Below are 14,707 nucleotides of genomic sequence, written 5' to 3'. Positions count from 1 at the left end.
TAGATAATTTTATCCAACATTTTGTTTTCCCCCAATCATTGATAAATTCATCAATATTCGTAGCACACCAACATATCACTTACTCGGCTGCGCTTACCGAAAACCGTTCAGAATGTTAGCACAAGGCGTCACTATTCCAAGTGAAAGCTGACATGGAGCGCATCGATAATCGCAAGCACTAGGAAATGCATCTTGCCGTGCCACTGACACACGATTTGAACAAGCTTAATCTCAAATAACCGGAACTCACTTTGTCAGCATACCATCCATACAGAAATAATATTTTTACTATTAATCAATAATCTACAAAGACTTTACACTCATCACCCGGTTTATCAAGTATTATTGGAAAATTGTTAATATAACCGGATTTTATTGAGTGCAAGCTTCTTCGTTTGCAGATCATCAAAAAACCTCTTGGATTGAAACGACTGCATTCGCGTTGGTCGTTTTAACAGCCTATTGATGCTTAAACTGATAGCTACCACGGCGCTTATCTTCGTATAACGACAATGTGCGTATGAAAATCTTATCCAACTCTACGTGGATTGCCATAACAGTTACTGTTTTTCTATTGCTAATAGTGACTGCGCTTGGCAGGCTGGAACAAGCGCGATTTCAGAAAGATTTACACGCCGAAGTCGTCGATCACTTGAGTCAGGTGCGATCGCGCTTGGAGTCTGAAGTTAACGCCAATCTCTACCTGACCAGAGGATTGGTCAGTTTGGTAAAAGCATACCCTCATTTTACCGAAGCTGAATTTCAGATTATCGGCGCAGAGTTATTGCGTGGTAGAACCAGCGTCCGCAATATCGGTTTAGCACCCAATAATGTGTTAAATCATATTTTTCCGATCAAAGGTAACGAAATGGCGATCGGTCTGGTATACCGTGATAATCCCGATCAATGGCCGCCAGTCGAGCGCGCAATGCTTTCGCGGAAAACCGTAATTTCAGGACCGTTAAAGCTGGTCGAAGGAAATTTTGCCTTCCTCAGCTTAACACCGATATGGATTAATACACCGGACAACCAGGATGGAAGTTACTGGGGCGTTGCCAGCCTTGTCATTAATGCGGATACACTTTTTGCCAATGCGGGAATTTCCGATGATGTGAAAAGCGCTATAGCATTAGCAATACGCGGCGCAGATGGCTCTGGCCCCGAAGGGGCCGTATTTTTTGGTGATTCTTCGTTGTTTGAGCGGCAACCGATCACGATGGAAGTTATTCTACCCAATGGCACCTGGCAACTCGGCGCCACCCCGAAAGGCGGCTGGGTTCAATCATCGAAGTTTTCATATGCGGTATGGATCGGCGGTATCGTTTTTTCCATAATGATCGGGTTTACGGTTTGGGGCTGGCTTAATGCACAAAACCGTCAAAAACAGATCTTGATGGAAGCCAAACAAGCTGCGGAAAAAGCCAATCGCGCCAAATCGGAATTCCTGTCCCGCATGAGCCATGAATTACGCACCCCATTAAATGCCATTCTGGGTTTCGGACAACTGCTGGATTTGGGCATGAATGCGGCAAACGACACTGAAAAACAATATGTAAAACATATTATGAACAGCGGTCAGCATTTATTGGCGCTCATCAATGAAGTTCTGGATCTGGCAAAAATCGACGCAGGCAAATTTGAATTGAAGCTGGAACAGGTTTCCGTTCCCGATATACTCGACGAATGCTTGGTATTGGCGCAACCTTTAGCGAAAGCGCACGGTGTTGCACTATCGGTTGATCACCCCGGCGATCCCAAACTATTTGTATGGGCCGATCCTAAATGTCTGAAACAAATTGTTTTAAATCTGGTTTCCAACGCCATCAAATATAACCGGAAAGACGGGCGTGTTACCGTCAGTTACCGGGAAACCGCTGATGAAAAAATCCGGTTGTCGATAACCGATACCGGCATCGGCATCCCGCAAGATAAGCAGGAACAGCTTTTTCAGCCTTTCAATCGCATCGGCGCGGAAAACAGCCAAATCGAAGGCACCGGAATCGGCTTAGCCATTACCAAGAACCTGGTCGAGTCAATGAATGGCAAAATAGAATTTGCAAGCACCGCCGGAGTCGGTTCCGAGTTTTGGCTCGAATTTCCCCAAGCTACCGGCAATATTGACCAGCCTGACTTACCCGCAGCACAACCGGCAACCGGCATTACCGAAACGAAAGCTATGAAAGCAAAGATTCTTTGTGTCGAAGATAATCTTTTCAATCAAGAACTGATGAAAGAAATAATATCGTGGTTTCCGGGTATAGAATTACTAACCGAAACGACCGCTGAGCTTGGTTTGGAGACGGCGGAGAAAGAGCTGCCGCAACTTATTTTGATGGACATTAATTTACCCGGAATGAGCGGCATCGATGCAATACGAATTATCCGCACACACCCCACGCTGGCAAAAACACCGGTTATCGCATTGAGTGCCGCGTCGATGGTCGAAGATATCGAGAAAAGCATGAATGCCGGATTTGATGCATACATCACCAAACCATTCGACATCCAGGAGTTCAAGCAAACAATCGAGAAAGCTCTCGGGCAATAAGCTTGCTGCGGCGGCTCACCAAGGTATTGACTGGCTAAGACAACTCGAGTTACAGCACATTCATTGACACTGACAAGCACATAAAAAATAAGTCTGCAAAAACCCGACTCGGCAGTTATTTCTATTTATCGGCCTTTTTCTGATGCCGTTTTCAACTAACGCTTTCAGCCTCGATTGGAGCATCACCGAACTGCATTATCAATTCGGCAAATTGAAACAACCCTTTTTGCAGCAACAGCAAGTCGATACTTCGATAGTTACTTTTCAGCATATCAACGGCTGGCGCTATGGCAACAACTTTCTATTCTTTGACACCCTGATGCCGCATCAAGGAAAAATGGATTATTACGGTGAATATTATGGCAGCCTCAGTTTGAGTAAACTCACCGGGGTCGATCTTGCACTCGGTCCCATCAAGGATATTGGGTTGCTCATGGGTGTTAACTGGGCGCCCACACCCGGCGTGTTGAAGTATTTACCAGGGCTACGTATTTCCTGGGACTTTCCGGGTTTTACATTTCTAAACGCCGATATCACCTCGTATATCGATTACAGCGATCGCGCAGTCAAAGAAAACAACAGCTTCATGATCGATATCAATGGCCAGTATCCTTTCAAACTGTTCAAAGCCAATTTCAGCATCGAAGGTCATGCGGAATATATCGGCGAACGCCGCAACCAATTCGGACAAGTCCATGCGTGGTTTTTCAGTCAAATCCAAGTTCGCTACGACATCGGCGAATTGCTGCTGAAAAAATCAAAGAAAGTCTTTGTTGGCACCGAGTGGCAATACTGGAGCCATAAACTGGGCTCCAACGTCGAAGAAAATGTCGCGCAAGCCTTGCTGGTGTGGCGGATGTAGTCCTTGCCGATTAAATCCCGAACGACGCGGACTCATTCGGGTTACTAGCTGAAATGATTCAATAAATTTCACTCATAGTGTGTCCACATGCGCAAAACTTTAACAACCTTCTCGGCTTCAAGTACCTGATAAACCAACCGGTGTTGAATGTTAATACGTCGAGAGTATGCACCAGATAAATCCCCCACCAGTTTCTCGTATGGCGGCGGATTTTGGTAAGGGTTTTGTTGGATCACATTCAATAAGCCTTGCGCTGCCAATTTAAAACCTGCTGCGGCTAATTTTCTAGCATCTTTTTTAGCTTGGTGAGTAAACACAAGCGCCCACATCTACCAATCCAAATCCTTGCTGCATTCACTCACATCCATCGCCATCCCTTCGACGATGGAATCACGCATACCGGGAATCGAAAGCAAATGCAGCGTCTCGTTGATCGCATTCCAATCCGCTTCGGACAACAACACCGCATTCGATCTTTTACCCTTTATAACTATCGGCTGATGCGTTTCAGCAGCTTCGTCGATCAAACTGTAAAGCTTGGCCCTGGCTTCCGTAGCATTTATTATCGTCATAATAAACCTCCAAACAATTAGCGTACGTTAGAGCGTACGCTGTGTCAAATAAAAACTACCACGATCGGACATGATCAGTAGAATTTTATTGATTGATTTTTTTGTTATAGAAGATTACTTATGATTTACATAACACCGCAAAAAGTGACCTATCCGAGCTGCTTGCAACCGCGTTGTTGAATTTCTTCTGTCGACACAGTTTCAAAAACTGCTCTAAAGCTTACCGTAAATTTTCCCTTGCTTCATGAACGGTACTGCCTTGACTGGCGACGTCAAGTTCCGGGCAGAATGAAACATAGCCATCACTCTCACGTCCAATAAGAGCGATCATTCGCCTATTCATGGAATTCCCTCCAACATTGGGTTTATGAAAGAAATTCGCAGGTTTTATTGCTCGCATCGCACCGGAAAATCGGATTTTGTGCGATGCGAATTCTAGTTTGAAATGGATTCCCTGGGTGTCGCAAGCTTATCTAGGCTACTTGCCCGGCATCATTGATAGCATTAGCAGAACTATCTTTGTTTTAATACGATCTACCGAAAAAAGCGCTACAGCATCGAATAAACCACCGCTGCAATCAATCCGCCGGCAATGCCGCCGACAACAGGGACATACGCATAACCCCAATCACTATCGCGTTTGTTGGCCATCGGGAGAATTGCATGCATAATGCGTGGCCCCAGATCACGCGCGGGATTAACCGCAAAACCGGTCGGGCCGCCGAGAGATAAGCCGATACCAAATAATAGCAGAGCAGCCGGTAAAGCATTCAATGTGCCCAGGCCTTCCTGCGGCGCAGCCATCATCATCACGCCGAACACCAGCATGAATGTGCCGACCGCTTCCGTAATGATGTTATTGAATGGGCCCCGGATTGCCGGCCCTGTACAAAATGCCGCAAGCTGCATGTCCGGATCGGTCGTTGCATCAAAATGCTGACGGTAGGTAATCCATACCACCAAAGCACCCAACATCGCGCCCAGCATTTGCCCCAACGCATAAACCGGCACCGCATCCCATGCAAACTTTCCTGCCGCAGCGAGACCGACACTCACCGCAGGGTTTAAATGCGCGCCGCTGGAAGCAGCCACGGCATAAACGGCCACGAAAAGCGCAATTCCCCAACCGGCGGCAATGGTTAACCACCCGGCATTATTGCCTTTGGACTTATTCAGCACGACATTGGCAACCACACCGTTACCCAATAAAACTAGAATAAAAGTACCGATCAATTCGCCCATAAAAGGAGTCATAGTTATCACCTTACGATAAAGTTGAACTTCGAAGAACCCGCTTCCGGGTGATCAAGAAAGATTAATTTATTGTTTTATTGTAGAGAAATTTCCTGGCAGTTCCAGAAGGCAAATTGATTATCACACAAAATTTCCGTGAGAAATATGTAGATCGTCTAAATTGTTTATCAATCGAATGGTGGGTTGGACTCAACTGTTGTTGTATGGGGGTTTAGTCCTGGATGATACAGGCTTATTCGGACGACTTTCCCCCAGCAAGTTTATTCTTGTTCGGTTAAAGCGGAGTCTGATACTGGAGGCTTGTCGTAGGCATCGACATAGCTATCAATCAGATTTCGAATCATGCGCTGATATTGCGTATGGTGTTTCGCTGCTTCCGCTTTGAAGAATTCAACACTTTTCTTACTGAGCGCAATCGTCACCTTCACCCCCTCTTCCCGGAAAGCAAGCTGCTCGGGCGAGGGCAGAAAATCTTCAATGATTCTGGCTTCAATCGGCTCATCCTGGTACTTGATTTTCTTGCTCATAAATTATCTTTCCTTTTCGCCAATAACCGGCGCCAAATATACGAATTACGCCACCGCGATAGGTAAAGCGGACGGTCAGAATGCCACCTTCAACCGCACCGAAACAAAAATAACGCTTTTCCGTTTCGCTATGTGCAATATCCTCGGCGATAACACGGTTAGGATCAGCGAAAGCATATTGCGCCAAGGAAAAAGCTACGCCGTGTTTCTTCTGATTCTCGGCATCCTTATCCGCGTTCCACTCAAACCGGGCTTTCTTCATGGAATCAGCTTAGCATATCGACAAATCAGGTTCCATATAAAAATATGGCTATCAATGGAATTCCGGTACAATCATTCGGCAGGTTATCAGTGGCGGAACGCTTCCAGCTTCCGCCTTACACGGATTCCACCCCTTTTCCCGGATGGCGCAAGCTTATCCGGGCTACTTGCTAAAGCCTATCAAATATAGACCCGCTAGATGGAGTAAATATTTTATGATACAGCCGTGTTGCATAGTCATCCGTAGTTCCAGCTATGTAATCACAAATTACACGCCAGTCTTTATCTCGATTTTCGTATTCATCGTGATATTTCTTTGGAAGCAATCGGGATGGGTTATAAGCGATCGCCTCAAATATCCGAATGATCATTTGTTGACCTTTATACTCAAGGGTCTGGACTTCCGCAGTTTTCACGACATGCTCAACTACAAATTTCTTCAAAATATCTAATTCATTTTTCACTGCATAATCCATAGTTGCTGCTGTATCAAGTAAGTCGTTTGTAAATATACCTCGCTTCGTAAGTGAGCAACCACGAATGAAGTGATTTACCAAGAAACTAATTGCTTTCTTCCTCGTTCTGTTGCAACCTGAGAAAAGGTTTTTGGTGATTTCTTCTATTTTCTCTTTAAGAGGATATTTTGAGAGAGAGTCAACTAACAGATCATGTACTTTAGATCGCCAGATCCGTTCATCGACTAACTGGAGAGCGATCGCATCTTCCAGATCATGGACACCGTACGCAATGTCGTCTGCTAATTCTAGAATAGAAGTATCCAATGCTTTGAACTTGGTCTTCGCGTGCTTATCATTGCTATTCTCAATCTGAGAAAAGACTGTTCTGTCAGATTGAATAGGATTAAATATGAAATCCAGACAATCCAATTCACAATCAAAAACACATTTTGGAGGTTTGTACGAATCAACATTTAAAGGTGCGATTTCTGTTTTATATGAAGAATAATTAACGACTTCAGAGTAAAGCGCTGGATATTTCAATAGGCCTAAGAGCGTTCTTCGAGTTAAATTTAGACCATTATTATCGGAGTATTCCCCAAGTTTCGCACATATGCGAAGAGTTTGTGCGTTACCTTCAAAACCACCGTGATCACGCATCAAGTAATTCAGCGCAACTTCGCCGCCATGTCCGAATGGAGGGTGACCAATGTCGTGTGCAAGAGCAATCGCTTCAATCAACGAAGTTGACGGCAGCAATTTATGAAAATCAGCAAGCTTCAGGTCATTTTGCAAAGCCTGCACAATGCCACTAGCTATCTGAGCAACTTCAATAGAGTGGGTAAGACGAGTTCGATAAAAATCACTTTCTCCAAGCCCTAAAACCTGTGTTTTCCCTTGCAAACGACGAAAGAATGCAGAATGAATGATGCGAGCTCGATCACGACTGAAATTATCACGCTTACTTTGATCACCGTTAAGTGACGTCTGGCGGGTTTCCCAAATATTCATTCAATCTCCCAAATGTTGTAAGTTCAAGCTTAGGTTTCAGAAAGCGAATTTCAAACTTTATATCAATTATTACACCAACAATCTTAACGCCTCCCGATACTTCTCCACTGTTTGCCGTAGCACATCGCCCGGCAATGCCGGTGCAGGTGCTTTTTTATTCCAATCCTGTTGTTCCAACCAATCGCGCACGAATTGTTTGTCGAAGCTCGGCGGGTTTTGGCCGGGGTGGTATTGGTCGGCGAGCCAGAAGCGCGAGGAATCGGGTGTCAGGACTTCGTCGATTAGGTATAGCTCGCCTTGCTCGTCCTGACCAAATTCGAATTTAGTGTCGGCGATTATGATGCCGCGCGCTAGCGCATACTCAGCGGCTTCGGAGTAGAGCTGGATGGCTTTGGCGCTGACTTTAGCGGTCAATTCCCTACCGAGCAGTTTCTCCACTTCGGCGATGGCTATGTTTTCATCGTGCGCACCGGCAGCGGCTTTGGTCGATGGGGTGAAGATCGCGCCACCTGGCAGTTTGTCGGCAAGTTTCAATCCGGCTGGCAGCGGGATGCCGCAGATTGCGCCGGTTTGCTGGTAATCTTTCCAGCCGGAGCCGACGACGTAGCCGCGCACGATGGCTTCAATCGGCAGCGGTTTCAGGCGGCGGATCACGAACGCGCGCCCTGCCACTTGTTCGCGCTCGTTCTCGGCGACGACCGATTCCGCTGCGATGCCGGTGAGGTGGTTCGGCAGGATATGCGCGAGCTTATCGAACCAGAATTGCGATAATGCGGTCAGGATTTTGCCCTTTCCGGGTACCGCGGTCGGCAAAATCACGTCGAACGCCGACAGGCGGTCGGTTTGTATGATCAACAGTTTGTCGTCACCGACGGCGTAAATGTCGCGGACTTTGCCGCGATGTAAAAACGGCAAACTCTTAATGGTAGTTTCGAATAATGCGGTTTCGGTCATGGCGTTCACTTTAATTGGAATTGAGTCGTTCTTTGATGTGCAGTGCGTCGTTTAATACTGTAGCGATATCGCTGCCCAGCACGGTGAAATGACCCATCTTGCGGCCCGGTCGCGCTTCGGTTTTGCCGTACAGATGCAATTTTGCCGACGGATATCGCAACACCTGATTCCAATCGGGATCGCCATTTTGCCAGACATCGCCGAGCAGGTTGATCATCACGGCGGGGTTGAGCTGCGTGGTCGAACCAAGTGGTAAACCGCACAGCGTACGCACTTGCTGTTCGAATTGCGACGTGACGCAGGCGTCGATCGAATAATGCCCGCTGTTGTGCGGACGCGGCGCAATTTCATTGATCAGCAGCGCATCATCTTGCAATACGAAAAATTCGACGCACAACACGCCTTGATAATTGAGCTTTTCAGCTGCCTGACAAGCGATGGCTTGCGCTTTATCGGCCAACAGCGGCGAAATCCGGGCGGGCACGATGCTGACATCGAGGATGCCGTTGACATGCTGGTTCTCGGATACCGGAAACGTCGCTATTTCACCGTTCCCGCCACGTGCGACCACCACTGAAATTTCGCATTTGAGCGGCATGAATTTTTCCAGCACGCACACGGCATGATCCAATTGTTCGTAAGCCGCCTGCAATTCCGTCACAGTAGCCACCTTGACCTGGCCTTTGCCATCATAGCCAAATTGGCTGACTTTCAGGATTCCCGGTAAAAACTGCGCGACATCCTGCGTGACAATGTCTTGCGGTTGAGAGATCACGGCGAACGATGCGACGGAAAATCCGCTATCGACCAGAAACTGTTTTTCGCGCACGCGGTTCTGCGCGATCGACACGCTGTTGGCGTCAGGGCTGACCACGCAAGACTTCGTAAGCATGCGTAACGACTCGGCGGGAATGTTTTCGAATTCGGTGGTAACGGCGGCGCATTGCTGTCCGATCTTTTCCAATGCCGCTTGGTCGTCATAACCGGCGCAGATAAAAACATCGGCAACACGCCCGGCGGGACTGCCGCGATCGGGGTCCAATACCGTGACCTGGTAGCCCATTTGCTGCGCGGCTTGCACGAACATGCGCCCGAGCTGCCCGCCGCCGAGCACACCGAGCATCGCACCGGGCATCACTGGCATTATTGCGGCAGCTCGGCGTTAAGAACGGATTCGGTTTGCTTGCGCCGGTATTCATTCAATTGCACGCTGAGTTCACTGTTATTGACCGCCAGCATTGCCACGGCAAATAATCCGGCATTCGCCGCACCGGCCTCGCCGATGGCAAACGTCGCAACCGGGATGCCTTTCGGCATTTGCACGATCGATAGGAGTGAATCCATTCCTTTCAAATACTTGGAATTGACCGGCACACCCAGCACCGGCACCGGCGTTTTGGCGGCGATCATGCCCGGCAGGTGCGCCGCACCGCCAGCACCGGCGATGATGCATTGAATCCCACGCGATTTGGCTTCCGCAGCAAACTGGAACAACAAATCCGGCGTGCGGTGCGCGGAAACTACTTGAGCTTCATGCGGCACACTAAATTCTTTCAATACAGCGACCGCGTGCTGCATGACTTCCCAATCGCTGGTGCTTCCCATGACGACACTTACTAATGGCTTACTCATTTCACTCCAAACGGCAAAATTAAACAGTCACGATCAACAGAATGTTGTACTATCACGTCATAAAGACACGGCTGGCTATTTTATTAGTCTATGCAATCATTGTGTGATGTATTTCGATGGCTTCGCCAACCGATACAACTGGTATTATACTAACCCTGCTTCATCATTGATTTTATTATCAATGCGGCCAGAGTAAAAACATTCGGAATCACAATTGTAACGGAATGAATTTTCAGCGCGGAAAACAAAACGACGAACCGGAAATCAACCTGGTGCCGATGATCGACGTATTATTGGTCATCCTGATATTTCTGGTGGTCACCACGACTTATTCCAAGTTCGCCGAACTTGAACTGACGTTACCGCAAACCAGCGCGGAACAAGTCGATCAAAATATCGAGAAACCCAATCGCATCGATATAACCGTGTCAGCGCTCGGCGAATACACCATCAATCTGGCGCCGGTAAAATCCTCCAGTATCGAGAGCTTGCGCGATGCCATACAAGCGGCTGCGAACAATCATGAAGATCCGTTCATCACCATCAATGCCGATGCCAAAGCGACGCACCAATCGGTGATTACGGTCATGGAGGCCGCGCGGTTGTCGGGCTACAGCAAAATTACGTTTACTACCGAAACGAACAATACTCAACAATCCCAATAAAGGGGTGACTGAATGTTTGAATTGATTAAAAGTTTTTACAATAAACTCACAAAGGAGAACACTATGTCCGTTGTCAATGTCGATAATTTTTCCAAAGCGGCGCAAGCCGGTTCGCAATATGTATTGGCACCCCTGCCATACGCCAACAATGCGCTGGAACCGGTCATTACCGCCAACACCTTAAGTTTTCACTACGGCAAGCATCACAAAACCTATGTCGATAACTTGAACAACCTGCTGGCGAACACCCAGCTCGCCGGACAATCGCTGGAAGACATCATTCGCGCCTCCGCCGGACAAGCGGACAAAGCCGCGATTTTTAACAACGCCGCACAAGTCTGGAATCATATGTTCTACTGGCATAGCTTAAAACCGAATGGCGGCGGCGAACCGCCAGCCGCTTTGAAACAAAAAATCGAGGAAGCATTCGGCAGCGTCGATGCTTGCAAAAAAGAATTTGCACAAGCGGCCTTAACACAATTCGGCAGCGGCTGGGCATGGCTGGTCGTTGACGGCGGTAAGATCGCCATCGTCAAAACCGGCAACGCGGAAACGCCGATCACCAAAAATGTCCGGCCACTGCTGACCATTGACGTATGGGAACACGCCTACTACTTGGATTACCAAAACCGCCGCGCCGATTACACCAATGCAATTTTGGATAAACTGATCAATTGGGATTTTGCCGCCGCCAATCTCGGATAATTTCTGCAGTTATGACCGCTATCACGATCGCCTTGTCAAAAGGGCGAATTTTTGAAGACACGGCGCCGCTGCTCAGGGCCGCCGGTATCGAAGTACTGGACGATCCTGAAGCATCGCGAAAATTGATACTCGCCACTAACCGCGATCATGTGCGGCTGATTATCGTGCGCGCTTCGGACGTACCGACTTACGTGCAGTACGGCGCAGCCGACATGGGTATCGCCGGCAAGGATGTGTTGCTCGAACATGGCGGCGCCGGATTGTATCAACCGCTGGATTTGAACATCGCGCGTTGCCGCATGATGGTCGCCACCCCTGAAGGATTCGATTATGAATCGGCTGTGCGCCAAGGCGCACGGCTGCGCATCGCTACCAAGTACGTGCAAACCGCGCGCGAGCACTTCGCTGCCAAAGGTGTGCACGTCGATTTGATCAAATTATACGGTTCGATGGAATTGGCGCCGCTGGTCGGTCTGGCTGATGCCATCGTCGATCTGGTGTCGAGTGGCAACACGCTAAAAGCCAATCATCTCAAGGCTGTGGAAGAAATCATGCCGATTTCGTCCCGGCTGATTATCAATCAAGCAGCGTTAAAATTGAAACGAAATGTCATCCAACCGGTACTGGATGCGTTTTCTGCAGCTATCGAAAAGTAACACCGAAGGATTTTCATCCAATCATTATCGAAATCATGGTTCAAATTAAACGCTTCAATTCAACCGATCCCGATTTTAATTCGAAGCTCGACAAACTGCTGGCGTTCGAAAATGCCCAAGACGATGCGATCGATACCACGGTTGCCGATATCCTGATGGATATCCGCAGCCGTAAAGACGCGGCATTGATCGAATACACCAATCGCTTCGACCGGCTTGCTGTTACAACAGCCAGTCAACTAGAATTGACGCCGGAACAGTTGCAGCATTCGCTGAATGCATTGCCGGAAACACAACGCACAGCGTTGCAACAGGCGGCAGAACGCGTACGCAGCTATCATGAAAAGCAACCGCTCAGTTCCTGGCAATATACCGATACCGATGGCACGCTACTGGGCCAGAAAGTCACGCCGCTGGATCGCGTCGGACTGTACGTGCCCGGCGGCAAAGCATCTTACCCATCCTCGGTGTTGATGAATGCCATCCCGGCGAAAGTAGCCGGAGTGCGGGAATTGATCATGGTGGTGCCGACGCCGGATGGCGAACGAAACGATTTGGTGCTGGCCGCCGCAGCCATCAGCAAGGTCGACCGGGTGTTTACCATCGGCGGCGCGCAAGCGGTCGGCGCTTTGGCATATGGCACCGAAACCGTACCACCTGTCGATAAAATCGTCGGCCCCGGCAATGCTTACGTGGCTGCCGCCAAGCGCCGCGTATTCGGCGTCGTCGGCATCGACATGGTTGCAGGACCTTCCGAAATTTTGGTTATTTGCGACGGCGCCACCGATCCGGATTGGATCGCGATGGATTTGTTTTCACAAGCCGAGCACGACGAATTGGCTCAGGCTATTCTGCTATCCCCCGATACCGAATTCCTGGATCAAGTACAGCAAAGTATCGAGCGTCAACTAAGCAACATGCCGCGCCAAACCGTGATTCGCGCTTCGCTGGAAAATCGCGGCGCACTCATCCAGGTTAAAGACTTGAATGAGGCATGTGAAGTCGCTAACCGCATCGCGCCGGAGCATTTGGAGCTATCGGTTGAAAATCCGGAGCATTGGGTGGATAAAATCCGTCATGCCGGCGCCATTTTTCTCGGCCGCCATGCATGCGAAGCATTGGGCGATTATTGTGCCGGCCCCAATCATGTGTTACCGACTTCCCGCACCGCCCGTTTTTCTTCACCGTTGGGGGTCTATGACTTCCAGAAACGCAGCAGCCTGATCCAAGTTTCGCAACAAGGCGCGGCCAAGCTCGGAGAAATCGCATCGGTCCTGGCTAGTGGCGAAGGCCTGCAAGCACATGCGTTATCTGCGGAATATCGCTATAAGAAACATCGGTAATTAACCGGCGTGAACTGACTTCACATAGCGGATATACACCATATGCCGGTCATCACTTCACGCAGTCATTCGCTTATCAAACAATTGATTAAGCTGGAAAGCTCTTCGCAGTTTCGCGACAAAGCAAAATTAACGTTGCTCGACGGTATTCATCTTGTTCAGATTTATTGCTCGGTAGTAGGTACCCCGGAAAGTTTGATCGTGAGTCAATCGTATATCGAAAATAGCGACAACGAACACTTTCTATCCATTCTATGCGGCCATACCCTGCCGAAAATATCGATTGTCAGTGACGCTTTATTTCGCGCCATTTCTCCAGTTAAAACGCCAACCGGGATTCTGGCGCTGATTACGATCCCTTCGCCGCAGAAAGAACCCGGCCGCGGCAAGGAGGTTTTTAGCGTCATGCTGGAAGCCATTCAAGACCCCGGCAATCTCGGTTCGATTCTACGTTCCGCCGCTGCAGCGAATGTTCGTGATATCTATCTGTCGAAACACTGCGCGGATGTATGGTCACCCAAAACACTGCGGGCAGCGATGGGGGCTCATTTCTTTCTGCGTATCCATGAAAATTGCGATTTATTGCAAACTTCCCGCGATTTTCCGGGAACAGTGATCGCCACATCCATTCAAGCTGCCAAGAATCTTTTCGACATTTCTCTGACTGGACCGATCGCTTTTTTGTTCGGCAATGAAGGCGCGGGATTATCCAAAGAACTCATTCAAACCGCGCAAGAAAACATCATCATTTCAATGCCAGGTAAAACCGAATCGCTCAATGCCGCGGCTGCCGCAGCCATTTGTTTTTTTGAAAAAGTCCGGCAAGACAGAACCGCAGCGCTCACCAACATTGGAACAAAATAAAGTAGCAGTGTATGATACGGCTTCTTTAAGACGGAACACTTCTGAAAATCATGAAATTATCGTTTTTATCCCTTATCGCCCTGGTCACCTGCCTGTTTTTTCAATCCACCCTCAGCATGGCGCAGCCCGGTTATGCACAAGGTGCCGCATCATCAGAAAAAATGACCGACAACGAAGGCATTGTCGTCGACTTTATGGATGCCGCCGGTTATACCTATATGGAGTTGCAAAACAGCGGACATAAATTCTGGATTGCCGCGCCGACGACTCAAGTCAATAAAGGCGACCACATCCGCTTCAGTCAGAGCATGGTGATGACCAACTTTACCAGCAAAACGTTGAATCGCACTTTCGGCACGATCATTTTCGTTTCTTCCACGGAAGTGAAGAAATAG

At 48.5% G+C, this 14,707-nt stretch carries 18 protein-coding genes; 8 read left to right on the top strand and 10 right to left on the bottom strand.

Annotated features, from left to right (window positions below):
* Positions 1–520: 520 nt before the first annotated feature.
* Positions 521–2,548, top strand: a complete 2,028-nt coding sequence (locus KF839_RS11755; RefSeq protein WP_292918037.1) for an ATP-binding protein — start codon at positions 521–523, stop codon at positions 2,546–2,548.
* 142 nt (positions 2,549–2,690) lie between these two features.
* A complete protein-coding gene (locus KF839_RS11750) occupies positions 2,691–3,410 on the top strand; it encodes a hypothetical protein (protein ID WP_292918036.1) in 720 nt (239 codons plus the stop codon).
* Positions 3,411–3,478: 68 nt separating this feature from the next.
* Here the strand turns inward: KF839_RS11750 and KF839_RS11745 are convergent, their stop codons facing one another.
* From KF839_RS11745 to purE, 10 genes are all read right to left on the bottom strand, one after another.
* A complete protein-coding gene (locus tag KF839_RS11745; RefSeq protein ID WP_292918035.1) occupies positions 3,479–3,739 on the bottom strand; it encodes a Txe/YoeB family addiction module toxin in 261 nt (86 codons plus the stop codon).
* A complete protein-coding gene (locus KF839_RS11740; protein ID WP_292918034.1) occupies positions 3,740–3,982 on the bottom strand; it encodes a type II toxin-antitoxin system Phd/YefM family antitoxin in 243 nt (80 codons plus the stop codon).
* A gap of 220 nt (positions 3,983–4,202) precedes the next feature.
* Positions 4,203–4,325, bottom strand: a complete 123-nt coding sequence (locus tag KF839_RS11735) for a type II toxin-antitoxin system HicB family antitoxin (protein WP_292918033.1) — start codon at positions 4,323–4,325, stop codon at positions 4,203–4,205.
* A 206-nt stretch (positions 4,326–4,531) separates the two neighbouring features.
* A complete protein-coding gene (locus KF839_RS11730; RefSeq protein ID WP_292918032.1) occupies positions 4,532–5,236 on the bottom strand; it encodes an MIP/aquaporin family protein in 705 nt (234 codons plus the stop codon).
* A gap of 260 nt (positions 5,237–5,496) precedes the next feature.
* Positions 5,497–5,763, bottom strand: a complete 267-nt coding sequence (locus tag KF839_RS11725) for a hypothetical protein (RefSeq protein WP_292918031.1) — start codon at positions 5,761–5,763, stop codon at positions 5,497–5,499.
* The gene (locus KF839_RS11720) at positions 5,735–6,025 is read right to left on the bottom strand and encodes a BrnT family toxin (protein WP_292918030.1); all 291 of its coding nucleotides are present in this window, start codon (positions 6,023–6,025) and stop codon (positions 5,735–5,737) included. The genes KF839_RS11725 and KF839_RS11720 overlap by 29 nt, the downstream gene beginning before the upstream one ends.
* A 169-nt stretch (positions 6,026–6,194) precedes the next feature.
* Positions 6,195–7,493 (bottom strand): anti-phage deoxyguanosine triphosphatase, encoded by a 1,299-nt coding sequence (locus KF839_RS11715; RefSeq protein ID WP_292918029.1) that lies wholly within the window; start codon positions 7,491–7,493, stop codon positions 6,195–6,197.
* Between the two features lie 69 nt (positions 7,494–7,562).
* Positions 7,563–8,447: a phosphoribosylaminoimidazolesuccinocarboxamide synthase gene (locus tag KF839_RS11710; protein WP_292918028.1), complete on the bottom strand. Its 885-nt coding sequence runs from the start codon at positions 8,445–8,447 to the stop codon at positions 7,563–7,565.
* Between the two features lie 10 nt (positions 8,448–8,457).
* A complete protein-coding gene (locus tag KF839_RS11705; RefSeq protein ID WP_292918027.1) occupies positions 8,458–9,591 on the bottom strand; it encodes a 5-(carboxyamino)imidazole ribonucleotide synthase in 1,134 nt (377 codons plus the stop codon).
* Complete coding sequence (purE, locus tag KF839_RS11700) at positions 9,591–10,079, bottom strand: 5-(carboxyamino)imidazole ribonucleotide mutase (protein ID WP_292918026.1); 489 nt, start codon at positions 10,077–10,079, stop codon at positions 9,591–9,593. The genes KF839_RS11705 and purE overlap by 1 nt, the downstream gene beginning before the upstream one ends.
* Positions 10,080–10,303: 224 nt before the next feature.
* Here purE and KF839_RS11695 point away from each other — a divergent pair, with 224 nt between their 5' ends.
* The 6 genes from KF839_RS11695 (at position 10,304) to KF839_RS11670 (ending at position 14,707) form a co-directional block, all read left to right on the top strand.
* On the top strand, positions 10,304–10,744 hold the full coding sequence (locus tag KF839_RS11695; protein ID WP_292918025.1) for an ExbD/TolR family protein: 441 nt from the start codon (positions 10,304–10,306) through the stop codon (positions 10,742–10,744).
* A 63-nt stretch (positions 10,745–10,807) separates the two neighbouring features.
* Positions 10,808–11,449 (top strand): superoxide dismutase, encoded by a 642-nt coding sequence (locus KF839_RS11690; RefSeq protein ID WP_292918024.1) that lies wholly within the window; start codon positions 10,808–10,810, stop codon positions 11,447–11,449.
* Between the two features lie 11 nt (positions 11,450–11,460).
* Positions 11,461–12,105, top strand: a complete 645-nt coding sequence (gene hisG / locus KF839_RS11685) for an ATP phosphoribosyltransferase (RefSeq protein WP_292918023.1) — start codon at positions 11,461–11,463, stop codon at positions 12,103–12,105.
* A 35-nt stretch (positions 12,106–12,140) separates the two neighbouring features.
* Positions 12,141–13,448 carry a histidinol dehydrogenase gene (gene hisD / locus KF839_RS11680; protein ID WP_292918022.1) on the top strand — a complete coding sequence of 436 codons (1,308 nt, stop codon included), beginning with the start codon at positions 12,141–12,143 and terminating at the stop codon, positions 13,446–13,448.
* Between the two features lie 42 nt (positions 13,449–13,490).
* A complete protein-coding gene (locus tag KF839_RS11675; protein ID WP_292918021.1) occupies positions 13,491–14,312 on the top strand; it encodes a TrmH family RNA methyltransferase in 822 nt (273 codons plus the stop codon).
* Between the two features lie 50 nt (positions 14,313–14,362).
* Positions 14,363–14,707 carry a hypothetical protein gene (locus KF839_RS11670; RefSeq protein ID WP_292918020.1) on the top strand — a complete coding sequence of 115 codons (345 nt, stop codon included), beginning with the start codon at positions 14,363–14,365 and terminating at the stop codon, positions 14,705–14,707.

The organism is Nitrosomonas sp. (assembly GCF_019635155.1).
Taxonomy (GTDB): Bacteria; Pseudomonadota; Gammaproteobacteria; order Burkholderiales; family Nitrosomonadaceae; genus Nitrosomonas.
Note: the sequence above shows the minus strand (reverse complement) of the source record. Positions and strands in the feature narration are given on the sequence as shown.